Raw genomic sequence first — 26,338 nt, 5'->3', positions numbered from 1 at the left:
AAAAAACACGGATGGGCCTGGTGTTTGAGGTTAAAGTTTGGATATGACCGTCTGAACACGGGCTGAACGCCTGGAGCCTTATGGTTCTGATGGCATCAGAACCGGGCTCCAGCTTTATATTTGACGCGTTTTCTTCACGCGAACCGGTATCCACTTCGCTCGAAAACGCTCTAGCCGCGCGCCGGCCATTTTGGCGGGTGGCTACCGAGCGGCATCGCCGGGCGAGCCCAAAACGCCGGGGTTTTCGACAGCCGCGCCGCGTGGCGGACCGATTGCAGCGGACCGAAACCGGAAGGCACCTGCTCGATAAAGCGCGTCACCGCCTCCGCCTTGAGATCGGCTATCGCCAACCCGTCGTTGACCCGGCCGAGATCCCACAGCCATCGCCCGGTCCCGGCCAGTGACACCTGAACGTGCCAGCTTCCGCCTTCACGCGCCTGGCGTGCTTTCGCCATCATGGCGCCGAACGCCATGAAGTAGCCGGTGGCATGGTCGAGCATCTGCGCCGGCAGTTCCTTCGGCCCGTCGACGCCTGCCGCCTGCCCTTCGGCATGGTTCAACCCGGTCGTGGTCTGCACCAGCGAGTCGAAACCGCGGCGCTCCGCCCAGGGACCGGCATGGCCATAGGCCGACAGCGTCGCATAGACGATGCCGGGATTGATGCTGGCGGCCTGTTCCGGCGAAAAACCAAGACCGGCGATCGCGCGCGGCCGGTAGCCTTGCGAAAAAATATCCGCATCCTTCAGCAGATCGCGCAACACGCCGCGGCCCTGCTCGCTCTTCAGTTCGACAAAACTCGTCAGCTTGCCGCGACCGGTGTCGATGGTGAGCCAGGGGATGGCGGGCAGATCAGGGCCTGAGATCAACAGCACATCGGCGCCATGGGCGGCGAGCGTGCGTCCCGCAACCGGTCCCGCGATCACGCGCGACAGGTCGAGTACGCGGATGCCCGACAGCGGCCGATCGCCCGCCGGCCAGGGTTTTGGCGCCGCCTCGCCGATTTTGGTGATAGAGATCAGCGGCAATGGCGCCAGCGCCTTCGCGTGCGCTGTCGCCGACCATTCATCGTGCGAGCGCATGAAGGCGACGACGGCGCCGGCGGTGTAGGCCGCCGTCTCGAACGCCTCGCCGTCCCATTGCATCAGCGCGGCCTGCACTTCGTCGCGCTCCGGCTTGCAATTCAACACCTGGCAGACGGCGTCGCGGTGATGGGGAAAATTGGTGTGCAGCCGCACGAAGCCGTCGCGCGCTTGATAGACTCCCGCGATCGCATCCCAGGCCGGCGGCGGCGGCTTGCCGTCGACGCGCAGATAACGCTCGCTCCGACACTCGACCACGGCATGACGCATGTCGACCGCTACGTCCTGGACCTCGCCGCTGCGCAGTTTCCATATCTCGGCGGCCGCGAGGCCGGTCGCGGCAACACTCGCCCCTGCTGCGGCGGCGACGCGGAACGAGGACGGCAATTGCGCCTCGTCTCCGGTCAGCCTGATTGCGTTTAGCGCGGCCGGATCGCCGCCGGCCGACGTCCAGATATCGGCGAGGATTTCTGTTGTGCTTTGCATCACCGTTCCGCTTTCCTAAGCTATAGCGTTTTCGAGCGAAGTGGACGCCGGTTCGCGTGGCAATCAAGCTTGCGCAGATTGCGTAGACTTATCTGCGGTAGAAAACGCGTCAAAACAAAACTGAAGCTCTGTGCCCGACCATGGAAGGAACTGCAATGGCTGCCATCGATCCCGTGACGGCCGGGGCCGTCCTGCTTGCAACCGCCGCAACCGACGCGGTCTACGTCATGTTCACCTCGGCGGTGGTGGCGCGCAAGCGCGTGCCGGCGGCGACCTGGAGCAGCGTCTGGTATCTGCTGTCTTCCTATGCGGTGATCAGCTACACCGAAAACTGGGTCTACGTCGCCTTTGCCGCCGTCGGTTCGTGGCTTGGCGCATTCGCATCGATCACCTTCCTGCACCGCCCGCCCGGCGGCCCGCCGGTGGGCGCGGCACCTGAGTAGATCAGATGCAAACCGTCATTGCGAGCGAAGCGAAGCAATCCATCTTCGCCACATAAGCAAGTATGGATTGCTTCGTTGCTTCGCTCCTTGCAATGACGGTGATAGAAATGACATGGCAGTTAGCGCTTCCGTCAGCGACGCAATAGCCGCTACACTGTGCCGGCCAACAAAGGAAAACAAAATGGATCTGGGATTGAAGGGACGAAACGCGGTCGTGCTCGGCGGCACGCGTGGCATTGGACGGGCGATTGCGGACACACTGGCCGGTGAAGGCGCAGGCGTCGCGATTTGCGCGCGCAATGCAGATGTGGTCGCAAGCACGGTTGCCGAGCTGAAAGCCAAAGGCGCGAAGGCCGCCGGCGCCTCCGTCGACATCACCGACGGCGCCGCGCTGAAATCATGGATATCAGGAGTCGCCGCCGAACTCGGCAGCGTCGACATGCTGTTCTGCAATGCCGGCGCCATGGCGCAAGGCGGCGATCCCGCCTCATGGGAACAGAATTTCCGGCTCGATGTGCTCGGCGCCGTCAACGCCTTCGAGGCCGCGCGTCCGTTCCTCGAAGCAAGCGGCGCAAAGACCGGCGACGCCGCCGTCGTCATCATCTCATCGATTTCGGCTGCCGTCGCCGACAACACCAGTTCGTATGGTCCGGTCAAGGCCGCCCTGATCCACATGGCCAAGGGATTTGCGCGGCAATACGCGGCCAGGAAAATCCGCGTCAACGTGGTGTCGCCCGGCACGGTCTACTTCAAGGGCGGCGTCTGGCACATGCGTGAACAGAACGCGCCGAATGTCTATCAGGCAGCCCTGGCCCGCAACCCGACCGGCCGCATGGCTACCCCGCAGGAGGTCGCCAGCGCCGCCGTGTTCCTGGCAAGCCCGGTCTCCGCGTTCACGACGGGTTCGAACCTCATCGTCGACGGCGCTATCTCGAACCGCGTGAATTTCTAGAACGCTATCGGTTCGTGCCGGAAGCGGAATTGCGCGGGCGGCCCATGACGCGGAGAGCAGCCTGCCGGTCAACATCCCCACGCGCGGGGCTTGTTGGCCGCCGTCGGGCCGAGCTGTCCGTTGCCTTCCACGCCGCGAGCAGCATGGCGCGGGCCCCCGCGAGACGCGACACAACCGTTCCAATCGGCACACCAGCCACTTCGGCGATTTCGCCGTAGGACATTCCGCACAGTTCGCGCAGCACGATGGCTTCACGTAACGGTGTCGGCAAGGTGGCGACGAGCCGCCGGAGCAGCGCGCCATCCTGCCGACCCGGCATGATGGAATCGCCCGGCACTTCCGGCTGCTGACACGCTTCCGGCTGCCGGCACAGGGGCGCTTCGATTACAGGTTCGCCATCGGCAAAATCGGTCGACGCCTCATATCGGGCGAGCCTCGCGTGGCAGACGTTTCTGAGAATTGCGAACAGCCATGGCTTCATGGCCCGGCCGCGAAAGCTGTCGATGTGGCGCAGCGCGCGCAAATAGCATTCCCGCACGACATCTTCCGCGTCCACCTGATTGCACATCAGAAAGTTCGCGAACGTATAGGCATCATCGATATGCGGAAACACGGCGTCTCGAAAACGCCGCGTGCGCTCTTCTCCGGCTTGCGCATCGGATGTCATCGCGTCACGTCCACAGATACCTTTCGCTGCAACCGGGAAAATGCTACGAGGAAGATGCTACGAATATGGGTCACCGTGGTCGTGGGCTGTCGCGTCAAGCGTAGGGACTGGAACGACACGTGACCGGGACAACATGTGACCGGGACAACATGTGACTCGGACGACATGAACCCGACGACGCTGAATTGATTGCCGACAAATCATTTTTGCTTGATCGACCTTCCGGAAAGTCGAACTCATGCGCGAGACACAGGTTCCGAACCGCTTCTCGATCTTCCATCGGGGTCCCTCCAAGGGACCGGACTTTGAAGCCTGGCGGGAGGGTATTTGCCGCGGGTTTTGCCGGCTGGACGTCGGACCGGCAGAGCAGGACTACATCGACTGTCACAACGAGTTTGCGCAGGTGCATTCGATCGTCGTCGCGACACCGAAAGGCGGCTCGGCCCGCTTTGCCCGGACGCGCGATCTTCTGGATGACGGCTGCGACGACCTGGTCTTGATTTCGGCCACGCGTGGCATCGTGCACGTAACCCAGGGAAGCAAGGCGATCGATTTGACGGTGGGGCAAATGTGCCTGACCGAAATGAATGTCGTCGGCGCGGCGGACCTTACCAGGAGCGGAGATTTTACCACCGCGCGATTCCCGAGGCGTCTTCTTTTGCAGGTCGCACCAATGGCGGAGACCCGACTGGCGCGACCGCTCGGACATGATCGGGCCTTGAACACGATGATCGATCGCTATTTCCGGCTTTGTAACGACGTCGCCGGAGATCTGGATATGCCGGCTCAGAAGGCGGCGGCGCAGCACCTGGCCGATCTCGTCGGTCTTTTGCTCGGAACGCGCAGCGAGGAGGATTTGATCGGGCCAGGCGAATCTTCGGCGGGGCGGCTGAGCTTCATGAAGGCCGACGTTCTCAGAAATCTGGACAAGAACGATCTGACGATCGAAAGCATCGCCAGGGCGAACGCGCTCAGCGCGCGACAAGCGCAACGCCTGTTCGCTTCCTCGGGGACGACGTTTTCGGAGTTTGTTATCGAGCAACGACTGCTGCTGGCTCGCAGGCTTTTGCTGCATGAGGCGAGCCGTCATCGCAAGGTCAGCGATATCGCCTATACGGTCGGCTTCAACGATCTATCCTATTTCCATAAATCGTTCCGGAAGCGGTTCGGCGTTACGCCAGCCGACATGCGGACGGAGTTCGATCGAGAGCATTGAAATCGCTGCATCACGGCATCGCTCGAGTGCGTTGATAGGGTCGAAACCTGCTTCGTGCCGCCCCGTTGAAATAAACCATGAGAGCATCTTCCTGGCACAAATCGCTAAATTTGAAAACAATACGCTAAGGCGACTTTACGAAATCACCGTCAATCTGAGGCTTGTTACGATCGCCTGAAGCCTGATCGGTTCTGGTTTAATCAGCGGGCTCAGGTCTGTTATTTCAACGCGTTTTGCTTGACACAAACCGGCACCCATTTCGCTCGAAAGCGCCATAGCGATTGGGTCCAACGACGGATGATCATCATGGCTGTTGACGAACTGCGGACAAAGACCCAGCGCGAGCCGCGTCGCCAGATGAACAAGCGGCCGGCCTGGTTTACGCGCGACGACGGCCTGACGAGAATTGAATGCTTTGTGCTGGACGTCTCGCCGGGCGGCGCCAAGATCATGACCGATGCCCCGATCGATGTCAGGGACAACTTCGTGATGGCTGTCATGCCGGAGCGTCCGAAGCGCCAGTCCTGCGAGGTGGTCTGGCGCCGCGGCCGGACCTATGGCGTGAAATTCCTGAGCTGAAACGCCGGACGCCCACCCGCTTCATCCTCTGCATCATCTGCGCGCCGGACCGGCTTTTCGCCGCGCATTTCGATGCGCCCGTCGCTTCGCGATGACACTTCGAGAAAAGTCGTCTTGCTGCCTTGATGCCTGGCCGACTTGCCGGAACTTCGCCTGACGTGTGCCAAAGAATCGACACAGCCAAAACCTTCTAATCGACTCCGACGTTGTGCGCTTTGCGGAGTTGATCGCTTGGACAAATTATTCTTCGCCATCATGGCCGGCAGCCTCGTATTTCTTCTGGCCGCAAGCGCGTTCATCATCAGCCTCTAGGGCTGGTTGAACGACGGCTCGAAGCAGATCAGCTCAATGAAAATCCCGGGATGGCGGCAGGATGCGAACGTTGCGCGGGTGGCGGATTTTCTGCGCGGGCGCATCGGGATGGTCGCGGCGATCGTCGTTGAGGAATCCGTCGTTGACGGACCCGTCGTTGAGCGGCTCGATCAGCGCAGGCCCGGCCGGCACCACATGCTTGCGGACAAAGGCACCGTCGGCGAGCCCGATCAGATCGCCTGAACGGTCGAACATCCGCTGCGCCACCAGATGCGTCACCTGTTCGGGACTGCTCTGGATATAGCCCTCGACCAGGATGAGCCGCGCGCCCATCACCTCCTTGCGGTATTGCTCCATCACCTTGGGCCACACCACGATATTGGCGATGCCGGTTTCATCCTCCAGCGTCATGAAGACGACGCCCTTGGCGCTGCCAGGTCGCTGCCGCACCAGCACGACGCCGGCGCAGCGGACTCGGCGACGGTCGTTGCGATGATTGATTTCGTTGCAGGCGACGACGCGCTCTTTCGCAAACATCGCCCGCAGGAACTGCATCGGATGGCCCTTCAGCGACAGCCGCACCGTCTGATAGTCGGCGACCACCTGCTCCGGCAGCGGCATCTCCGGTAATGGCTGCACGTTCTCGTCCGGCTGCTCGCGCGCGACAGCGACTTCGAACAGCGGCAACGGCACGTCATCGGGCAGCCGGCGCACCGCCCACAATGCGGCGCGGCGATCGAGCCCGATGGAACGAAACGCATCGGCATCCGCCAGCAATATCAGCGCGCGTTTCGGAAGTGCCGTATCGCGGGCGAAATCCTCCAGCGAGGTGAAGGGTCGGCGCGCACGGGCCGCGATGATGCGGTCGGCCCAGTCGTCACGGTTGTCATTCCGGGGCGATGCGGCAGCATCGAACCCGGAATCTCGAGGTTCCGGGTTCGTCGCTATCGCGACGCCCCGGAACGACGACTGAACTAGCTTCAACCTTTCCTCATCCGGATCGATCCACCTGAACGCATCGATCTGCCGAAAGCCAAGCCTTACCGCGCAATACTTCCCACTCCCCTGCTCCAGCGTGTTCTGCGCAAAGCTAAAGGACACATCGATCTCGCGCACCTCGACGCCGTTGGTGCGGGCGTCGCCGACGATCTGCGCCGGTGCATAAAAGCCCATCGGCTGCGAATTCAGCAATCCGCAACAGAACGCGTCGGGGTGGTAGTGCTTCAGCCATGACGAGATATAGACCAGCTGGGCAAAACTTGCGGCGTGGCTTTCCGGAAAGCCGTAGGAGCCGAACCCCTTGATCTGCTCGAAACAATTTTTGGCGAATTCCGGCGCATAGCCGCGCGCGATCATGTTGCCGATCATCTTGTCTTCGAACTTTCCGATGGTGCCGACATTGCGGAAGGTCGCCATCGAGCGACGCAAGCCATTGGCTTCCTCCGAGGTAAACTTCGCCGCCTCGATCGCGATCCGCATCGCCTGTTCCTGGAACAGGGGCACGCCGAGCGTCTTGTGCAGGACCCGGCGCAATTCGTCCTTGTCGCCATGTTCGGGCGACGGCGCGGGATAGATCACCTTGTCGACACGGTTTCGCCGCCGCAGATACGGATGCACCATGTCGCCCTGGATCGGGCCGGGGCGCACGATCGCAACTTCAATGACGAGATCGTAGAACGTGCGCGGCTTCAGCCGTGGCAGCATGTTCATCTGGGCGCGGCTTTCGACCTGGAACACGCCGAGCGATTCACCCCGCTGCAGCATTTGATAAACTTCGTCGTCATCCTCTGATTTGATGTCGGCCAGTTCGTAACGCTGACCCTTATGATCGGCGATCAGATCAAAGCATTTGCGGATGCAGGTCAGCATGCCCAGCGCCAGCACGTCGACCTTCATCATGTTGAGCGCGTCGACGTCGTCCTTGTCCCATTCGATGAAGGTGCGGTCGTCCATCGCGGCATTGCCGATCGGCACATAGGTATCGAGCCGGTCCTGGGTCAGCACATAGCCGCCGACATGCTGCGACAAATGCCGGGGAAATTCGATCAGCTCGGAGGCGAGTTCGACCGCAAGCTCGACCATTGCATTCGCCGGGTCCAGCCCGGCCTGCCGGACCTGCATCTCGTTGAGGCCCTTGCCCCAGCTTCCCCACACGGTGTCGGCGAGCGCGGCGGTGACATCCTCCGTCAGCCCCAGCGCCTTGCCGACATCGCGGATTGCCGAGCGCGGGCGATAATGGATGACGGTGGCGATGATCGCGGCGCGGTGGCGGCCATAGCGGCGGTAGACATATTGCATCACCTCCTCGCGGCGCGAATGTTCGAAATCGACGTCGATGTCGGGCGGCTCCAGCCGTTCCTTGGAAATGAAGCGTTCGAACAAAAGATCGACCTTGGTCGGGTCGACCGAAGTGATGCCGAGCACGTAGCAGACGGCGGAGTTGGCCGCGGATCCCCTGCCCTGGCAGAGGATGTTCTCAGCTCGCGCATAGTGGACGATGTCGTGCACGGTGAGAAAGTAATGCGCGTATTTCAGCTCGGCGATCAGCGCGAGTTCCTTGCGCAAGGTGGCGCGCAGCTTTTCGTCGATCTTGCCGCCGAAATATTTGTCGACGCCGGCCCAGGTCAGATCCTCCAGATGCTGCTGCGCGGTCTTGCCCGGCGGTACCGGTTCATCCGGATACTGGTATTTGAGCTGGTCCAGCGAAAACGAAATGCGGCCGGCAAAGCGCATGGTTTCCGCGATCGCTTCCGGCAGTTCGCGAAACAGCCGCGCCATTTCATGCGCCGGCTTGAGATGGCGCTCGGCATTGGCCTCCAGCCGTTTTCCAATCGCGTCGATGGTCGTCTTCTCGCGAATGCAGGTCAGCACGTCCTGCAGCGGCCGGCGCGTGGGGTGGTGATACAGCACCTCGTTGGTGGCCAGTAGCCGGACATTTGCTTTGCTTGCGAGATGATGCAGCCGCACCAGCCGACGCTTGTCGTCGCCGCGATAGAGCAGGCTGGCGGCGAGCCAGACGCCGTCGGCTTTGCTTCGCTTCAATCGATGGAGGACATCAAGGGCTTTCTCTGTCTCGAAGCGATGCGGCAGCGTCAGCACCAGAAGCTGGCCCTCGGAAAATTCCAAGAGGTCATCGAGCCTCAGATGGCATTCGCCCTTTTCGATCCGCTGGATGTCATCGCCGCGCTTGCCGCGGGTCAGTAACTGACACAGCCGGCCGTAAGCGGCGCGATCACGCGGATAGACCAGAATGTCCGGCGTGCCGTCGATGAAGACGAGGCGCGCACCGATCAGGAATTTTGGCTTGTGTATGACGTCGGGATGATCGAGCTCCTTCCAGGCGCGCACCACGCCGGACAGCGTGTTGTGATCGGCAATCCCGATCACGGGAATACCGAGCCGGCTCGCCTCGTGGACATAGGCGCGCGGGTCCGAACCGCCACGCAGGAACGAAAAATTCGTGGTGATGCCGATCTCGGCATATGGGATGTGCAAAGGTCCGTTCATGCGAATAGCCCATGCACGAACCATTTTGCTTCAACCGGCTCGCCCTCCTCGTCTGCGAGTTCGCCTTCATAAAGCCCGTCGCGAAAGATCCAGAAACGCAGACCGGCTTCGTCCTCGATACGGAAATAATCCCGCGTCAGCCGCGCGCCGTTCTGCTTCCACCATTCCATGGCGATACGTTCGGGCCCTTCCACCCGCGCCACCGTGTGGGTGACGCGGCGCCAGGTGAATTGATGCGGCGGCCCGTCAGGCACGGTCGCAAACGGCACCTTGATCGGTTCGGGCTTGTCGAACAGCCGCAACGGCCGCAGCGGCGGCTCGCTTGCAACGCGCTCGGGCCAGAAGGCCTGAACCGCGGCCGCCAGATGGTGCTGCGCCGGCACGGCCAGGACAGCACGTTCCGGAATATGGGTGTCCTGCGGCAGATGCACGACGACGCGTTTTCCGCCGATGCGCGCGGCGATGCGGTCGATCAGGGCGGCGAGTTGGTCATTGTCATGGACTGACGCATCGAGGTCGCGCTGCCGCTGCACCATGATTTCGGTGCGGCTGGCGGACAGACGAATGAGATCGAAGCCGAAGCCGGGATCGAGGGGATCGTTGAGCGCATCGAGCCGCTCGCGAAACAGGCGGTCGATCACCTCGCGCTTCGTCACCGGACGCCCGGTATCGACCGCAATCGTGCGTACCGCGCCGTCGGTGCGGAAGAAGCTCGCTTCCAGCCGCCGCGCACCCTTTCCCTGTTTGTCCATCGCCGCAACCAGCATGGCTGCGAGCGCGGACAAGTTCATCGCGATCACGGTTTCGGTGGCGACCGGTTCGGGAAAGCGTTTCTCGACGATGTAATCCGGCAGCGGCTTTCGCGGACTGATCGGCGCATCGCCCTGCCCCAGTGCATGCGCGAGGTGGGCCGTGAAGCCGGCGCCAAACCTAGCTGCGATCTCGTGGCGGGCGCGCGAGGCGACGTCGCCGATGGTCTTCAGCCCGGCGCGGCGAAGCCCACCGGCGATGGCCTCATCCGTACCGAGGGCTGTGACCAGCAGCGGCGCGACGGCCATGGCCTCCTCGCCGCAGGCTACGATTTTCCCCGACACATGCCGCGTCATGGTGCGCGCGCAAACCGAGGTCGAGGCGATCGCGGCGCTGACGGCAAAGCCCCGCTTTGTCAGCGCGCCGGTGACGGCCTGCAGCAGCGCGGCCTCGCCGCCGAACAGATGGGCGCAGCCGGTGATATCGAGGAACAGGCCATGCGGCGGATCGAGCGCCACCAGCGGCGTGAAGCGGTCGCACCAGTCGGCGATGTCTTCCAGCGTCTTGGCGTCCGCGGCCTCGTCGGCATCGAACACCGTCAGTTCCGGACAGATCGCGCGGGCATTGGCGAGCGGCAGCCCGATCGAAAGACCGGAGCGCGCGGCAAGATCGTCGAGCGCATAGATCACCAGCGCGTTGTTCTGCTTTGCGATGACGACGTGGGGCGCTTCTTGCTTCACCTCTCCCGCTTGCGGGGGTCGAGACGAGCGAAGCTCGCTCTTAGGTCGGATCGCATCGAAAGATGCGATCCGGGTGGGGGAAGCTCTCTCCACACGAGCAGTATGACTCGCGGAGACACCCCCACCCCAACCCTCCCCCGCAAGCGGGAGAGGGAGCGCACTGCCTGTATTGTGAAAGTTTGCCTCACGCTGTTTGCTTGAAACCGTGAGCGTAAACTTGCGCTTGATGCGGTCGATGGGCAGGCGTGGCAGCCACAGGCTGAGGATACGCCGCCGGTTCGCTGAAAAGGCACTCATCACATTTCCATTCCATGATCCACCGCCCGACCGGGCCATGACGGTTACGAACGAGTTGCGCATCGAACACCGGCGCGCCCCATCCGATCCACGGCGAGGCCGGCGGCGAATGCGCCGCGCGCACGATCCATCTTGTTTCCGCGGTCGAAGGTTGCGGCGTGGCCGCCACCCGCAGCAGCAAGGCGGTGACGCCGGAGGCTTGCGCGGCCAATGTAAGCTTGCGGCTGGCGACGAGATCGAGCTGCCGCGCTTCGCCCCAGACTTCCAGCACGACAGCGCCGAGCGCGTCGCAGGCCAGCGCGTCGGCGGCGGTGCGCAGCGCGGCATCGGCGTCCGCGGCACGCACGGTCACCAGCCGGCGCGGATCGAGGCCGAGTTCGCAAAGCCCGCTCATCGACAGCGCGCCGGATTCCAGTTCGGAAAAATCCTGCCGCACCCAGACCAGCGGCCGGCGCGGCGTCAGCCGTCCGGCAAGGCCGGCGATGAAGCCGGTGGCCGCCGCACTTTGATGCCCTTCCGAAAACACCTCATGCACCGCGGCCAAAACGAGGCCGCCTCGCAACGTTGCGTCGGCGTCGGCGTGGCCAAGCGCTGCCTTGGGATGCGCATAGGCATCACCTGACGTTTCGATGCGCTCGATGCTGCCGCGCAAACGCGCAAGCGTGTTGATGCGTGCGGTGCTCATGCCCCGCTCCTTTGGATATTTCGCCTTCAACGGTTCTTTCGAATGAACCCGCGGCCGGCCCATTTGTTCATGGTATGTTCTAATATAAAGCTAACAGGACCCGCAGAGTCAATCGGGATCGGCGTCGAACCGATTCATGAGTGGAATCAAAGGGATTCAAGGATGGATCTGCCATCGGGCGCGTAGACGCGCGACCCGTTTCGCTCGGAATGACGAAAGGGACTAGCCGATGCGCTTCATCAGCCTCGACGGCGAAACCGATTTCGACGGCTGGCGCAAAGCCGCCCGGGCGCTGGCGTTGAATGATGTGAAGCCGGCCGACGTGACGTGGCGGGTGCGCGGCAGCGCGCCGGAATTGTTCGAACCGACGTCACCTCCGCCCGAGCCGACGCACGGCACTACCTTCAACGTATCGGGCAGGTTCGTCGAACTGGCGCAGACCGCGATCCTGCATCGCAACCCCGAACGGTTTGCCCTGCTCTATCGCCTGCTGTGGCGGTTGCGCGACCATCACGATCTGCTCGACATCGCGACCGACCCTGATGTCTCTGACGTTGCGGCGATGGCAAAGGCCGTGCGCCGCGACGAGCACAAGATGCACGCCTTTGTTCGCTTCCGCGAAGTCGGTCGCGAACAGAAAGCGCATTACGTCGCCTGGTTCGAACCGGAACATCACATCGTCGAACTCGCCGCGTCGTTCTTCGCGCGACGCTTCGCCGACATGCCGTGGTCGATCCTGACACCTGATGTCTGCGCGCATTGGGACGGCCACGCCGTTTCGATCACGCCGGGCGTGGCCAAAGCCGAAGCGCCGACGGAAGATCGCCTGGAGGAAACCTGGCGGCGCTATTACGCCAGTATCTTCAATCCCGCGCGGCACAAAACGCGACGGAACCGCCATTTCCCATGAAATATAACGGTGGGAAAATTTGACAAACATCTGTACAACCTTTAATTGATCAATGAGAATTCGCATTCTCGACGGCAACGTAGAACGTCCTGTTCACGCCATGACGTTCCACCTGAGGCCGACGCGCTGCGCGGCGCCACCAGCCCCGGTGCCACGCAGCGCGCGGCCTACCTTTTCCCCGCCTCACGCTGTTCGCACCGCATTGGCATGGCCGCGCGTCGATCCGGGAAGACGGGACCAGCCCTGCGAAAAGTTGTGCAACGCGGCGGATACAAGCGAGCACGCTGCATAGCCGCAACTGTCATCCAACCTTCAAGTCCATCGGTCAAAACAGCGTCTCAATGTATTTGAGGGCGTCAGAATGACCGATATTGCAATTAATTCTTCCATGGGCGAGCCAGCGCCCATCCAGCCGGCCTCCAGGCCCAATCTCGACAAGGGTTTTAATCCGCTGACGATGATCATCTTCTTCGGCATTCTGGCCGCCGGATTGTTGTTCGTCTCCTACAGCATCTATGCCGACGTCGACGCGACCGGCACCAGGGTCACGTCCTATTTGCCCTATATCCTGCTGTTCGTGGCGCTGCTGATCGCGCTCGGCTTCGAGTTCGTCAACGGCTTCCACGACACCGCCAACGCGGTGGCTACCGTGATCTATACCCACTCGCTGCCGGCCGAAGTCGCCGTGATGTGGTCGGGCTTCTTCAACTTCCTCGGTGTGCTGCTGTCCTCGGGCGCGGTCGCCTTCGGCATCGTCTCGCTGCTGCCGGTCGAACTGATCCTACAAGTCGGAAGCAGCGCCGGCTTTGCGATGGTGTTCGCGCTGCTGATCGCCGCGATCCTGTGGAACCTCGGCACCTGGTATTTCGGCCTGCCGGCTTCCTCGTCGCACACCCTGATCGGCTCGATCATTGGCGTCGGTGTCGCCAATGCGCTGATGCGCGGCCGTGACGGCACCTCTGGCGTCGACTGGGGCAAGGCCACCGAGATCGGCTACGCGCTGTTGCTGTCACCGCTGGTCGGCTTCGTCTGCGCCGCCATCCTGCTGCTGCTCCTGAAGACGATCGTCCGCAACCCGGCGCTGTACGCAGCGCCCGAAGGCAACAAGGCGCCGCCGCTCTGGATCCGCGGTCTGTTGATCGCCACCTGCACCGGCGTCAGCTTCGCGCATGGTTCGAACGACGGCCAGAAGGGCATGGGCCTGATCATGCTGATCCTGATCGGCACCGTGCCGACCGCCTACGCGCTGAACCGCGCGCTGCCGGAATCCCAGGTGGCGCAGTTCCAGAAGACCTCGGAAGCCGCCTCCAGGGTGGTCGCCGCCAAGGGCGCCGGCCACAGCATCATCGGCAATCCGCGCCCGGCGGTGACGCTGTATGTCGCCGAACACAAGATCAGCGAAGGCACCTACCCCTCGCTGGCCGTGCTGGTGAAAGACGTCGGCGACCAGGTCGCGAAATACGGCTCGCTCAACAAGGTGCCGGCCGAAGTCGTCGGCAACACCCGTAACGACATGTACCTGACTTCGGAAGCCGTCCGCTTCCTCATGAAGGACAAGGAAAACGACCTCAACAAGGAAGAGGTCGCGACCCTGAACGCCTATAAAGGCTCGCTCGACCAGGCCACCAAGTTCATTCCAACTTGGGTCAAGGTCGCGGTGGCGATCGCGCTTGGGCTCGGCACCATGATCGGCTGGAAGCGCATCGTCATCACCGTCGGCGAGAAGATCGGCAAGACGCACCTGACCTACGCGCAGGGCGCCTCCGCCGAGCTCGTTGCCGCCGCCACCATCGGCGCCGCCGACATGTTCGGCCTGCCGGTCTCGACGACGCATGTGCTGTCGTCCGGCGTCGCCGGTGCCATGGCGGCGAACGGCTCGGGGCTGCAGATCGCCACCATCCGCAACATGGTGATGGCGTGGGTCCTGACCCTGCCGGCCGCAATCCTGCTGTCCGGCACGCTCTACCTGATCTTCTCGCGCGTGTTCTGATCGCCGCGAAGACTGACGCAGCGTTCCTCGCTGCAATGCGATAGAAAAGCCCGCGCCAACGGCGCGGGCTTTTTATGTCGCCATTGCTGGAGCCCGGTTCTGATTGAATCAGAACCGATAAGGCTCCAGGTGAGGCGCAAATAAAGAAGGCCTGCATTGGAGATGCAGGCCTTCCTTCACGTGAGATCGAAGTTCAGGCGATTACGCCGCCAGCGTATTCTCGACCAGCTTGATCCAGTACGAGGTGCCGTACACGATCGCCTCGTCGTTGAAATTATAGGCGGGGTGATGCAGGCCGGCGCTGTCGCCGTTGCCGCAGAAGATGAACGCCCCCGGGCGCGCCTCCAGCATGTAGGAGAAATCTTCCGCGCCCATCATCGGCGGCGATTCATGAACGTTGGCCTCGCCGGCGATTTCCTTCGCCACCCGGGTCGCGAACTCGGTTTGCGACGGATGATTATGGGTGACGGGATAGCCGTGTTCATACACCAGATCGATCTTGGCGCCGGTGATCTGCGCCACGCCCGCGATCACCTCGTGCACGCGCTTCTCGATCAGATCGCGGGTTTCCGGGGTCAGCGTGCGGACGGTGCCGCGCAGTTCGGCGGTCTGCGGGATCACGTTGCGGGCGTTGCCGGCGTGGAATTCGCAGATCGAGATCACCGCCGACTCCAGCGGATCGACGGAGCGCGAAACGATCGATTGCAGCGCCGTGATCAACTGCGAGCCGACCAGCACGGAATCGATGCATTTATGCGGACGCGCGGCATGACCGCCGAGGCCTTCGATCTTGATGTCGATCGAGGCGGTCGCGGCCATGATCGGACCGGGACGGATAGCGAAGGAACCTACCGGGAGTCCCGGGCCATTATGCATGCCGTAGACCTGCTCGATGCCGAACCGGTCCATCAGCCCGTCCTTGATCATTGCCGCCGCGCCGGCACCGCCCTCTTCGGCCGGCTGGAAAATCACGACCGCGTCGCCGGCGAAATTCCGGGTCTCGGCGAGATAGCGGGCCGCGCCCAGCAGCATCGCGGTGTGGCCGTCATGGCCGCAGGCATGCATCAGGCCCGGCGTCTTGGAGGCGTAAGGAAGGCTGGTCGCCTCCTCGATCGGCAGCGCGTCCATGTCGGCCCGCAGCCCGATCACCTTGATTTCGCCCTTGCCGGCCGGCCTTTTGCCCTTGATGACGCCGACGACGCCGGTCTTGCCAAGGCCGGTAGCGACCTCGTCGCAGCCGAATTCGCGCAAGCGGTCCGCCACGAATGCTGCGGTGCGGTGTACTTCGTACAGCAGTTCGGGATTTTCATGGATATCGCGGCGCCAGGCCTGGATATCGGGTTGCAGATCGGCGACGCGGTTGACAATTGGCATGGGGATTCTGGACCTCAGGTTAGAACGGTTTTACCTCTGTAGCATGCAAGGGGCGATCCGCCCAACAGCCTGCGGGACGGCCGTCCTAGCCCCTTTGCAGACGGCCCCTTCCCCGCCGTCATGGCCGGGCATAGCCGTCCAAAGGACGGCGTCGCTTCCGCTCGCCTATGCCCCGGCGAAGCCTCTTGGTGTAGACGGGTCCCGGCCATCTGGTATGGAGAGCCGAAAGCAAGACGTGGATGCCCGGCGGCGCAGACAAGTATACGCAGTCTGCGTAAAAGCAGACTGCTAAGGCCGGGCATGACGACGGTCATGAATGGGCGGACAATGCCGAAAAGGCTTGAAGGTGATTTCGACTATATCGTCGTCGGCGCGGGAACGGCCGGCTGCATCATGGCCAACCGGCTATCAGCCGACCCCAAAAACCGCGTCCTGATCCTGGAGGCCGGCGGCAACGACAACTGGATCTGGTTTCACATCCCGGTCGGCTATCTCTTTGCGATCGGCAATCCCCGTTCCGACTGGATGTTCAAGACCGAGCCGGAACCGGGCCTCAACGGCCGGGCACTGGCCTACCCCCGTGGCAAGGTGATCGGCGGCTCGTCCGCCATCAACGCCATGATTTCGATGCGGGGACAGGCCGCCGATTACGATCACTGGCGCCAGCTCGGCCTGACCGGCTGGGGCTATGACGACGTCCTGCCGTTGTTCCGCCGGCTCGAGGATCATTTTCTCGGCGCCAGCGAACATCACGGCGCCGGCGGCGGCTGGCGGATCGAGGCGCCGCGGTTGTCCTGGGACATTCTCGATGCAGTCGGCGACGCCGCCGAGCAGATGGGCATCCGGCGCATTCCGGATTTCAACACCGGCGACAATGAGGGCGTCAGCTATTTCCACGTCAACCAGAAGCGCGGCCGCCGCTGGTCGTCGGCGCGGGGCTTCCTCAAGCCGGTGCTGAACCGCCATAACCTGCGGCTGCAAAAGAACGTGCTGGTCGACCGCCTCATCGTCGAGAATGGCCGCGCCGTCGGCGTGCGCTTCATGCAGGGCGATGAGGTGGTCGAGGCCAGCGCCAAAGGCGAAGTCGTGTTGTGCGCGGGATCGATCGGCTCGACGCAGGTGCTGCACCGCTCCGGCATCGGCCCGGCCGACTGGCTCTCGCCGCTCGGCATCGATGTCGTGCTCGACCGCCAGGGCGTGGGACGCAATTTGCAGGACCATCTCCAGCAGCGCGCGATCTACAAGGTCGAGGGCGTCCGTACGCTCAACGAGACCTACTATTCGCTGGTCCGCCGCGGCCTGATGGGGCTCGACTACGCCTTCCGCCGCCGAGGCCCCCTGACCATGGCGCCGTCACAGCTCGGCATCTTCACCCGCTCCGATCCGCATCGCGAGCGGGCCAATATCCAGTTCCATGTGCAGCCGCTGTCGCTCGACAAGTTCGGCGATCCCCTGCATCGCTTCCCCGCCATCACCGTCAGTGCCTGCAACCTGCAGCCGACCTCGCGCGGCACAGTGCGCATCCGATCCACGGTGGCCGACCAGGCGCCGATGATTGCGCCGAATTACCTTTCGACCGATGACGACCGCCAGGTCGCCGCCGACGCCATCCGCACCACGCGGCGGTTGATGAAACAGCAACGGCTGGCCCAGTATCACCCGCAGGAATACCTGCCCGGCCCCTCCGTCGGCGACGACGACGCCTCGCTCGCGAAAGCCGCCGGCGATATCGGCACCACGATCTTCCATCCCGTGGGCACCGCGAAGATGGGCACGGCCACCGATCCCGCAGCCGTCGTCGACGAGCGGCTGCGCTTCTATGGCATTGCGGGGCTGCGCGTAGCCGATGCGTCGGTGATGCCGACCATCACGTCGGGCAACACCAACACGCCGACGGCAATGATCGCGGAAAAAGCCGCCACCATGATCCTGGGGGATGCGCGGTAAGACGCCCGACCTCATGACCAGCCCGCAGCGCATTTCGATTGGACCGGCCGGCCAGCACATCGCACTGGCGCGATGGGGCGAGGCGAATTCCGGCAAACCGGCAGCACTGCTGTTGCACGGCACCGGCTTCGTCGCCGAAGTCTGGGACCAGGTCGCAAGCGGACTCGCCTCCCGCTACACCGTCTATGCGCTCGATCGCCGCGGCCATGGCGACAGCCACAAGCCGGCGGCCGACCGCTATCACTTCCACGATTTTGCCGAGGACCTGTGCCGGGTGATCGAGGCGCTCGAGCTGTCCGACATCTTCGGCATCGGCCACTCGGCCGGCGCCACCGATCTCTTGCTCGCGGCAAAACTTCTGCCGCGACGCTTCTCGCGCCTGTTCGTGATGGAGCCGACGATCATGGATCCGCGCGCGGTGCGCGCCGACGTTACCGGCTTGAGCGACTTTGCGACCGGCGCCGTGCAGGGCGTGCTGCGCCGGCAGGCCGAATTCGACAGCACCGAGGCTGCGTTTGCGCGCTATCGGGCAGCGCCCGCCTTCGCTGACTGGACCGAGCCCTCGCTCCGGGCTTACATCAACCACGGCTTCGCTCCACTGGAAGATGGCCGGGTGCGGCTGCGCTGCACGCCCGAAATCGAATCCGCGCTGCTGCAGCCGATCTTCGAGGCGATGGAGCAGGTCTACAGCGGCGATGCCCGCGGCAATCCCTTTGGATGGCTCACCGACATCGAATGTCCGGTGTGTGTCGCCACCACGGAAAAGTCCTGGGCGATCTACAAGGAGATGGCATCGCGAGCCACCGCGCTTATTCCCGGCGCCAGCCAGTGGACATTCGAAGGTGTCGGCCACTGTGTCGGGCAGGAAGCCCCGCATTTGGTGCTCGAAGCCCTTGCGGCGTTCGAAGCCGGTTGATCAGGACGGGTCTTACCGGGCGAAGGCAGATTTGCTTTCTTGGAAGAACATTTTTCACTCGCTGCGCAGCCGGCGATTTCATTTTGCAGGTCGCTTCGTCCTCGAACGATTGCTTGCCGCAGGTTGAGAACCTAACTTCCATGTCAGAATCTGTCACCTTTTTCAGTTGAAACCATTGGATCATTCGCCTCTCTTGGTCGTCTTATTTCCTGCGACAAATCCCTGTCGCTGCAATTCAACCACGGAGGAGGAATTGGGATGACCAACAAGATCCTTAGTTGCCTCATCGTCGGCGCGCTAAGTACGACACTTGCCTTGGCGTCACCGGCATTCGCTCGCGGCGGCGGTGGCGGAATGGGAGGCGGTATGCACGGCGGTGGCATGGGAGGCGGAATGCATGCCGGCGGCATGGGCGGCGGCATGCACTTCGGCGGCATGGGCGGAGGCCCGCACTTCGGCGCCATGGGCGGAGGCCCGCACTTCGGAGCCATGACCGGCGGTATGCGATTCAGCGGAACGCATTTCGCCGGCGCGCGCTTTGCGCACCCCGGCTTCGCGCCCCGGTTTTCGCGGTTCGCGTTCCGGGACCATCGCTTCTTCCGCCACCACCGGTTCAATCGCTTTGCGTTCGTCGGCGCGCCCTTTGCCTATGCCGCCTACGACACTTGCTTGCGCAGGGTGTGGACGCCATATGGCGTGCGATGGATCAATGTCTGCGGCGACTACGGCTATTACTGAGGCCGCAGATACAGATGCGATCGATGCGGTATATTCCGGTCGATCTGACGGAGCGCTGAAGCGATACCTGACGCGTCGGGAATTGGTGGCAGACCCCGACGCGCCGGCCTTTCGCGCAACCTTTGGATCGCAATTGCGTTGATTCCTGGCGCAGGCCGCAGCTAATTGGCTGTCGGCCGGCCGTTCGGAGACTGCAGGCCATGACAGGAGGCCATCGCCGCATTCTGGTCGTTGAGGATGACCCGGAAACCGCCGGCCAGCTCGTGGATTCGTTCGTGACCAGCGGTTACCAGGTGGACTTGGCCACCAACGGCAACGAGGCGCTGAACCGCGGCGCCACCGGCGACTATGCGGTCATCACGATCGACCGCATGCTTCCGGACATCGACGGCATCACGGTCATGCGCCAATTGCGCGACGACGGAATCGCCGCGCCCGTCCTGATCATCAGTGCGCTCGGGGAGGTCGACGATCGCGTGCGCGGCCTGCGCGCCGGCGGCGACGACTATCTGGTCAAGCCGTTTTCCTTTGTCGAATTGCTGGCGCGTGTCGAGGCGCTGGGACGGCGCAGCGACACCATTGCCAAGGAGACCATCCTGCGTGTCGGCGATCTCGCGATCGATCTGGTATCGCGGACCGTGAGCCGCCGCGGCAAAGACATTTCGCTGCTGCATCGGGAATTCCAGCTTCTGGAGTACCTGGTGCGCAACGAAGGCCGCGCCGTATCCCGGGCAATGCTGCTACAGCACGTCTGGGATCTTCATTTCGATCCTTCGACGAACATCATCGACGTCTATGTCGGGCGTGTACGTCGCAAGGTCGATGGCCAGCAGGCCTATCCGCTGATCCATACGATTCGCGGCATCGGGTACTGTCTCCGTGCTCCTGGCTAAGACCCTAACGTCATCGACGTTCAAGCAGGCGCTGATCGCGATCGCGACCTTCGGTGTGATCGCGATGGCCGTATTCGGCTACGTCTATTTGTCCACTTCCTCCTATGTGCGCAGCCGGTCGGATCGTGCGATCCTGGCCGAGTATTCGACCCTGCAGGGCGCCTATCAGCGATCGGGGCGGGACGGGCTGATCGGCCTGATTGGACAACGCATCGCCGACGCGGGCTTTGCAGACCATGCGTATCTGCTGGTCGATCGTTCCTTGACCCCGCTCGGCGGCAACCTCAAGGCGTGGCCGTCGACGGCCGCGGCTGCGAACGGATGGACGGAGTTTCGCGGATCGGAGCTATTGCCCGGCACGAAAAATCCTCCGCTGGTGCGGGCGATGCTTGAGACATTCGCAAACGGCGATCGCCTGCTGGTGGGAAAGGATATCAGCGACATCGACAGCTTCACCGACAGGATCGAGACAGCCGTGATCCTGAGCGTTGCATTGATGTTCCTGATCGCGGCGGTCGCGAGCATCCTGGTGACGCGGCGGACCGTTGGGCGGATTGAATCGATCAACGCAACCAGCCGGGCCATCATGCTCAGCGGGCTCGACAAGCGCATCCCGCTGCGCGGTACCCATGACGAATGGGATCGCGTGGCGGAAAACCTCAACCTGATGCTGGAGCGCATCGAAACCTTGATGGCGGAGGTCAAGCAGGTGAGCGACAACGTCGCGCATGATTTGCGGACGCCGCTGACGCGAATGCGCGGACGGCTGGAGAAGGCCTATCACAGCCAGCGCGTCGGTGAGGACGACCAGGCGCTGATCGGCGATACGATCGCTGACCTCGACGCCGTGTTGCGGATCTTCTCGTCACTGATCCGAATCGCGCAAATCGAGACCCAGGCCCGCAAGGGAGCGTTCCGCACCGTGAACCTCGTCGAAGTCGCCGGTGAGGTCGTTGAATTGTACGATGCCGCCGCCGAACAGGACGGAACCCGCCTGACGGTTATCGGCGACCGCGAGGTGCTGGTGACCGGCGATCGCGACCTGATCTTTGATGCCGTCGCCAATCTCGTGGACAATGCGATCAAGCATGGCCGCCCGGGGGGGCGGGTCGTCGTCAGCAACGAAAACACTGATGGTCGGCCGGTGATCTCGATTGCCGATGACGGGCCCGGAATTCCCGCCGAAGAATATGAGCATGTCTTCAAGCGCTTCTACCGGCTCGAACAGAACCGTTACACCCCGGGGAATGGTCTCGGCCTCAGCCTGGTCGCCGCCGTCGCCCGACTTCACGGCGCGCGGATCGAAATGCTTGATAACTCGCCAGGCCTCAAACTCAGATTGTGCTTCCTTCCACCCACGCGGGGCGAGCGATGAGGAAGCGGCAGCCCATGGGCGTCCCGGATTCGTGAGGCGCGCCCGTCCCGGGGGGCGGGCCAGTTCGCTCACGAAATCGTCATCGCCCGCCTCGGCCCGGGCAGGCCTCCCGGGAATAAACCCCCGCTCCGCCCGATCACGTCCCCGAAAGCCCAATCAAGGGCCGAGGGAGACCTGTCATGAGCAATCACGACCATCACGATGAAGGAAATGGCGTCAGCCGCCGCAAGGTGCTGGAATGCATGACCTGGGCCGGCACCGGCGTACTCTGGACCGTTACCGGCGGCGTGCCGCATTCGCTCGGCCTGGTCGGATCCGCCGCCGCCGCCGAAGCCTCCGGCATGACCTTCCTGCAGATCAGCGACAGCCATGTCGGCTTCGACAAGCCGGCCAATCCGAACGCGATCGGCACCCTTGAGGAGGCCATCAACAAGGTCAAGGCGATAACGGCCAAGCCGTCGTTCATGATCCATACCGGCGACATCACGCATCTTTCGAAGGCCTCCGAATTCGACGACGCCGACCGCATCATCTCGCAGTCGAAACTTGACGTGCACTACGTGCCGGGCGAGCACGATTTCATCGACGAGGAGGTCAAGCTCTACAAGGAGCGCTATGGCAAGGGCACCAAGGGCGCCGGCTGGTATTCCTTCGACGCCGGCGGCGTTCATTTCGTCGGTCTTGTCAACGTCGTCGACCTCAAGGCCGGCGGCCTCGGCAATCTCGGCAACGAACAGCTTGAATGGCTGGAGAACGACCTCAAGGGCCGTTCGAAATCCACCCCCGTCGTGCTGTTCGCCCATATCCCGCTGTGGACGGTCTATCCGCAATGGGGCTGGGGCACCGAGGACGGCGCCCGTGCGCTGGAATACGTCAAGGGCTTCGGCTCGGTCACGGTTCTGAACGGCCACATCCACCAGGTGATGCAGAAGGTCGAAGGCAACGTCACCTTCCACACCGCGCGTTCGACCGCCTTCCCGCAGCCGGCGCCGGGGGCTGCCCCCTCACCCGGACCGATGAAGGTCGAGGATGCGAAACTGCGCAGCATGCTCGGCGTCGCCAGCATCAACTTCAAGCAGAACAACCAGCCCCTCGCCATCATCGACACGCCGCTGCAGGGTTAAAGAGGGATACGCAAAATGACTTCGATCAACCGCCGCGACTTCGGCATCGCCGCCGTCGCAGCCATGCTGCTTCCTGTCGTCACTGTCCGCGCCGAGGAAGCGGCCGATCCGTTGGCCGTGCATATCGACAACTTCGTCTTTGCGCCGGCCCAGCTCACGGTGAAGGTCGGCCAGACCGTCACCTGGACCAACCGCGACGACATTCCCCATACGGTGGTCTGCGCGGGGAAGTTCAGGTCGAAAACCATGGATACCGACGGCACCTTCGCGTTCACGTTCACGGCGGCCGGTGAATACAAGTACTTTTGTTCGCTGCACCCGCACATGACAGGGATCGTAAAGGTTGAATAACGCGCCCAACCAAGGCATCACAACCCTGCCCGGCCGGTGGATCGACCCCGGCCGGGCCAAAGCGCTTTCTGCTGCAGCCGGACCAGAGACGATGCCACTTCGAGCATCCGACGATAATCCCGAAAAGGCGCGGCGCTTTCGCGAAGCGGCGCTGCCCTATCTGAACGACGCCTATACGCTGGCGCGCTATCTGCTGCGTGACTCCACCGACGCCGAGGATGCGGTGCAGGAGTGTTACCTGCGCGCGTTCAAGCATTTCGACAGTTATCGCGGACCGGCGATGAAGCCGTGGCTGTTCGCGATCCTGCGCAATGTCTGCCGCGCCGAATATGCAAGGCGCGCCACGACGCCGACCAGCGCGATCGAGGACGTGCCGGAAAGCGCCGAGCAGGCACCACTCTGGCACGAGGCCCAGGAAACGCCGGAGGCACAACTGGTGCGGGCCAAGGATTCCGACACCATCCGCCGGATGGTGGCGGCGCTGACCGAACCATTCCGGGAGACTTTCGTCCTGCGTGAAATTGAGAACTTGTCGTACCGCGAGATCGCCAACGTTGCCGAGGTGCCCGTCGGTACCGTGATGTCACGTCTCGCGCGCGCCCGCGCCATGCTGCGATCGGCATGGCTTGCGGAACAGGAGCAACCGAAATGACCTGCGACGAAGCAGAAATCCTCCTTCAAGCCCTGATCGACGGTGAGCTCGATGCCGGGCATGCCCGCGACGTCGAAAACCATGTCGAGGGTTGCCCGCATTGCACGGCAATGCTGAAAGACTATCGCGAGATCAGCAAGGCGATGGCCGACGCCGACGTGCGTTACACCGCGCCTGCGGCTTTGCGTGCGCGCATCGAGGCGGCATTGCCGCAACCGCGCCAGCTACAGAGCCGGCGCGCGGTGCTGCGCGGCTTTGCGATGGGATCGGCGGTGTCGGCGCTGGCAGCAACCGGCCTTGTCGCCATCGTGCTGCGCCACGACGACATCGAGCGGATCCAGTCCGAAGTGGTCTCGGCGCATCTGCGCTCGCTGCAGGCCGGCCACCTCACCGACGTCATCTCGACCGACCAGCACACGGTCAAGCCGTGGTTCAACGGCCGGCTCGACGTCTCGCCGCCGGTGATCGACCTCACCGCGCAAGGTTTTACGCTGATCGGCGGCCGGCTCGATTATGTCGACGCGCGCGCCATCGGCGCGGTGGTCTATCGCCGCCGCCAGCACATCATCAACCTGTTCGTGTCGCAGACCGCGAGCACCGAACACCGGTCCGCCAAGATCGAGACGATCCAGGGATTCAACATCCGGCACTGGAGCGACCGCGGCCTGAACTACTGGGCGGTCAGCGATCTCGCCAAGGACGAGCTTGCGGATTTCGGCGACAGGTTCGAAAGCGCGATGCGGGGCGGGACGACGGGGTAAGAAGAACTAGATCGTCATTGCGAGCCAACGGGTCTGGCGAATGCGCGCCCGATGACAGGCATCGCGAAGCAATCCATTCTTTCGTTGCGCGGCGAGATGGATTGCTTCGCTGCGCTCGCAATGACGGAGCTAAAGGCCTGCTTACGCCGTCTTGCGCACGGCGTTGTCGACCAGGGTCTTGCCGAGCGACCAGATCGCGCCGGGGACCTTGTGGCTGCCGGCAATCACTTCGTCGAACGATTTTTCGATCCAGCGGCAGTCGTCGTCTGAAATGACGAGCGGCGGCAGCAGCTTGATGGTGTGACTGCCGTGGCCGGAGACCTGGGTCAGGATCTTGTGTTCCTTGAACAGCGGCACCGTGATGAGCTGACAGAACAGGCCCTTGTTGGCGGCCTCCAGCACGTTCCAGGAGGCGCGGAGCCGCAGCGATTTCGGCGGACCGAACTCGATGCCGATCATCAATCCCTTGCCGCGCACTTCCTTCAGCAATTCGTAGCCGGGCACCATGCGGGTCAGCGCCAGCCGCAGCTCGGCGCCGCGCTTGGCGGCCTGCTCGACCAGCTTCTCGGCCTTGATCACCTCGAGCGTTGCGATACCGGCCGCCATCGCCAGATCGTTCTTCGCAAAGGTCGAGCCGTGGACGACGGCACGGTCCATTTGATTGAAGATCTTGTCGAAGATGCTCTTGCGCGTCAGCAGCGCGCCGACCGGCACGTGACCGCCGGACAGCGCCTTCGCCAGCAGCACCATGTCGGGTTCGACATTCCAGTGCTCGACCGCGAGGAATTTTCCGGTACGGCCGATGCCGGTCTGGATTTCGTCGGCGATGAACAGCGTGCCATATTTGCGGCAGAGCGCGGCGGCGCCGGGCAGGAACTCATCGGTGGGCATGTTGACGCCCTTGCCCTGAATAGGCTCGACGATGAAGGCGGCCACCTGACGCGACGACAGCGCTTGTTCGAGGGCTGCGAGGTCGTTGAAGGGAATCTGGGTGCATCCGGGCAGCAGCGGCTCGAAACCGGAGCGGAAGTTTGGATCGTCCATCAGCGACAACGCGCCGTAGGACAGGCCATGGAAAGAGTGGGAACAGGACACGATGCCCGGCCGGCCGGTCGCGCCGCGCGCGAACTTGATCGCGGCCTCGACGGTTTCCGCACCGGAATTGGCGAAGAACACCTTGTCCAGATATGGCACATACTCGAGCAGACGTTCCGCGAGCACGCCGGCCAGCGTGGAAACATCCAGTTGCACCAGATTAGGCAGATCGCAGTCGAGGACGCTCTTGAGGGCCTCGCGCAGCGCCGGATGATTGCGGCCAATCGCAAAAACGCCAAATCCGCTCAGTAGATCGAGATAACGCGCCCCGTCACGATCGAACAGGTATTGACCTTGACCCTTCTGAAAACCGACATCGTAGCCGATGGTCTTCAGCACGCGAACGAGTTGCTCGTTCAAATAGCGCGCGTGCATGGAACTGCGCTGTGCCTGGCGCTCCACAAACATCTCGGAAACGTCTAGATTTGAACTTAGCATTCGTTACATACGTCGGTTGATGGGCATTTCGTCAACTGAAAACACTCAATGCGGCTTTTTG

General features: G+C 62.9%; 20 protein-coding genes and 2 pseudogenes. 15 read left to right on the top strand and 7 right to left on the bottom strand.

From position 1 onward, the window contains the following. Positions 1–170: 170 nt before the first annotated feature. Complete coding sequence (locus FFI89_RS11205) at positions 171–1,565, bottom strand: CoA transferase (protein ID WP_138836474.1); 1,395 nt, start codon at positions 1,563–1,565, stop codon at positions 171–173. A 155-nt stretch (positions 1,566–1,720) separates the two neighbouring features. Here FFI89_RS11205 and FFI89_RS11200 point away from each other — a divergent pair, with 155 nt between their 5' ends. Both FFI89_RS11200 and FFI89_RS11195 read left to right on the top strand, forming a co-directional pair. Continuing rightward, a complete protein-coding gene (locus tag FFI89_RS11200; protein WP_074826823.1) occupies positions 1,721–2,008 on the top strand; it encodes a hypothetical protein in 288 nt (95 codons plus the stop codon). A 181-nt stretch (positions 2,009–2,189) separates the two neighbouring features. Beyond that, a complete protein-coding gene (locus tag FFI89_RS11195; RefSeq protein WP_138836472.1) occupies positions 2,190–2,960 on the top strand; it encodes an SDR family NAD(P)-dependent oxidoreductase in 771 nt (256 codons plus the stop codon). A gap of 4 nt (positions 2,961–2,964) precedes the next feature. Here the strand turns inward: FFI89_RS11195 and FFI89_RS11190 are convergent, their stop codons facing one another. After that, positions 2,965–3,627 carry a sigma-70 family RNA polymerase sigma factor gene (locus tag FFI89_RS11190; protein WP_138836470.1) on the bottom strand — a complete coding sequence of 221 codons (663 nt, stop codon included), beginning with the start codon at positions 3,625–3,627 and terminating at the stop codon, positions 2,965–2,967. A 238-nt stretch (positions 3,628–3,865) separates the two neighbouring features. Here FFI89_RS11190 and FFI89_RS11185 point away from each other — a divergent pair, with 238 nt between their 5' ends. Then, positions 3,866–4,843: an AraC family transcriptional regulator gene (locus FFI89_RS11185; RefSeq protein ID WP_138836468.1), complete on the top strand. Its 978-nt coding sequence runs from the start codon at positions 3,866–3,868 to the stop codon at positions 4,841–4,843. 306 nt (positions 4,844–5,149) lie between these two features. Continuing rightward, complete coding sequence (locus FFI89_RS11180) at positions 5,150–5,422, top strand: PilZ domain-containing protein (RefSeq protein ID WP_168212857.1); 273 nt, start codon at positions 5,150–5,152, stop codon at positions 5,420–5,422. A 345-nt stretch (positions 5,423–5,767) separates the two neighbouring features. On the opposite strand, the gene FFI89_RS11170 is transcribed toward FFI89_RS11180, so the two are convergent. From FFI89_RS11170 to FFI89_RS11160, 3 genes are all read right to left on the bottom strand, one after another. Next, on the bottom strand, positions 5,768–9,241 hold the full coding sequence (locus FFI89_RS11170) for an error-prone DNA polymerase (protein ID WP_138836462.1): 3,474 nt from the start codon (positions 9,239–9,241) through the stop codon (positions 5,768–5,770). Continuing rightward, complete coding sequence (locus FFI89_RS11165; RefSeq protein WP_246669417.1) at positions 9,238–10,731, bottom strand: DNA polymerase Y family protein; 1,494 nt, start codon at positions 10,729–10,731, stop codon at positions 9,238–9,240. Before FFI89_RS11165 ends, FFI89_RS11170 begins: the two co-directional genes overlap by 4 nt. Positions 10,732–10,915: 184 nt before the next feature. Further along, complete coding sequence (locus FFI89_RS11160) at positions 10,916–11,713, bottom strand: ImuA family protein (RefSeq protein WP_138836460.1); 798 nt, start codon at positions 11,711–11,713, stop codon at positions 10,916–10,918. Positions 11,714–11,942: 229 nt separating this feature from the next. On the opposite strand from FFI89_RS11160, the pseudogene FFI89_RS11155 reads away from it, so the two are divergent. Further along, positions 11,943–12,602: pseudogene (locus FFI89_RS11155) on the top strand (TIGR03915 family putative DNA repair protein); the annotation flags it as partial. Between the two features lie 382 nt (positions 12,603–12,984). Next, positions 12,985–14,613 carry an inorganic phosphate transporter gene (locus FFI89_RS11150; RefSeq protein WP_138836456.1) on the top strand — a complete coding sequence of 543 codons (1,629 nt, stop codon included), beginning with the start codon at positions 12,985–12,987 and terminating at the stop codon, positions 14,611–14,613. A gap of 201 nt (positions 14,614–14,814) precedes the next feature. Here FFI89_RS11150 and FFI89_RS11145 read toward each other — a convergent pair whose 3' ends face one another. Then, positions 14,815–15,987, bottom strand: coding sequence for a M20 aminoacylase family protein (locus FFI89_RS11145; RefSeq protein WP_138836454.1), 1,173 nt, complete (start codon positions 15,985–15,987; stop codon positions 14,815–14,817). A 327-nt stretch (positions 15,988–16,314) separates the two neighbouring features. On the opposite strand from FFI89_RS11145, the gene FFI89_RS11140 reads away from it, so the two are divergent. The 9 genes and pseudogenes from FFI89_RS11140 to FFI89_RS11100 all read left to right on the top strand — a co-directional run bounded on the left by FFI89_RS11140 (position 16,315) and on the right by FFI89_RS11100 (position 24,744). Next, on the top strand, positions 16,315–17,934 hold the full coding sequence (locus FFI89_RS11140) for a GMC family oxidoreductase (protein ID WP_138836451.1): 1,620 nt from the start codon (positions 16,315–16,317) through the stop codon (positions 17,932–17,934). A gap of 13 nt (positions 17,935–17,947) precedes the next feature. Continuing rightward, a complete protein-coding gene (locus FFI89_RS11135) occupies positions 17,948–18,850 on the top strand; it encodes an alpha/beta fold hydrolase (RefSeq protein ID WP_138839150.1) in 903 nt (300 codons plus the stop codon). A gap of 258 nt (positions 18,851–19,108) precedes the next feature. Then, entirely contained in the window at positions 19,109–19,588 is a 480-nt protein-coding gene (locus tag FFI89_RS11130; protein WP_168212855.1) for a hypothetical protein, read from the top strand. A gap of 200 nt (positions 19,589–19,788) precedes the next feature. Beyond that, complete coding sequence (locus FFI89_RS11125; protein ID WP_138836449.1) at positions 19,789–20,481, top strand: response regulator transcription factor; 693 nt, start codon at positions 19,789–19,791, stop codon at positions 20,479–20,481. A gap of 430 nt (positions 20,482–20,911) precedes the next feature. Beyond that, positions 20,912–21,856, top strand: a pseudogene (locus FFI89_RS11120) (sensor histidine kinase); the annotation flags it as partial. A gap of 179 nt (positions 21,857–22,035) precedes the next feature. Then, on the top strand, positions 22,036–22,980 hold the full coding sequence (locus FFI89_RS11115) for a metallophosphoesterase (protein WP_138836447.1): 945 nt from the start codon (positions 22,036–22,038) through the stop codon (positions 22,978–22,980). A gap of 15 nt (positions 22,981–22,995) precedes the next feature. Beyond that, positions 22,996–23,331: a cupredoxin family copper-binding protein gene (locus FFI89_RS11110; RefSeq protein ID WP_138836445.1), complete on the top strand. Its 336-nt coding sequence runs from the start codon at positions 22,996–22,998 to the stop codon at positions 23,329–23,331. 91 nt (positions 23,332–23,422) lie between these two features. Continuing rightward, positions 23,423–23,983: a sigma-70 family RNA polymerase sigma factor gene (locus FFI89_RS11105; protein ID WP_138836443.1), complete on the top strand. Its 561-nt coding sequence runs from the start codon at positions 23,423–23,425 to the stop codon at positions 23,981–23,983. Beyond that, positions 23,980–24,744, top strand: a complete 765-nt coding sequence (locus FFI89_RS11100) for an anti-sigma factor (protein ID WP_138836441.1) — start codon at positions 23,980–23,982, stop codon at positions 24,742–24,744. Before FFI89_RS11105 ends, FFI89_RS11100 begins: the two co-directional genes overlap by 4 nt. A gap of 141 nt (positions 24,745–24,885) precedes the next feature. Here FFI89_RS11100 and hpnO read toward each other — a convergent pair whose 3' ends face one another. Beyond that, the gene (hpnO, locus tag FFI89_RS11095; protein ID WP_138836439.1) at positions 24,886–26,277 is read right to left on the bottom strand and encodes an aminobacteriohopanetriol synthase HpnO; all 1,392 of its coding nucleotides are present in this window, start codon (positions 26,275–26,277) and stop codon (positions 24,886–24,888) included. Positions 26,278–26,338 lie beyond the last annotated feature (61 nt).

The sequence above is a fragment of the Bradyrhizobium sp. KBS0727 genome, assembly GCF_005937885.2.
GTDB lineage: Bacteria > Pseudomonadota > Alphaproteobacteria > Rhizobiales > Xanthobacteraceae > Bradyrhizobium.
The sequence above is the reverse complement of the archived record's forward strand: the minus strand, read 5'-3'. Positions and strand labels throughout refer to the sequence as shown.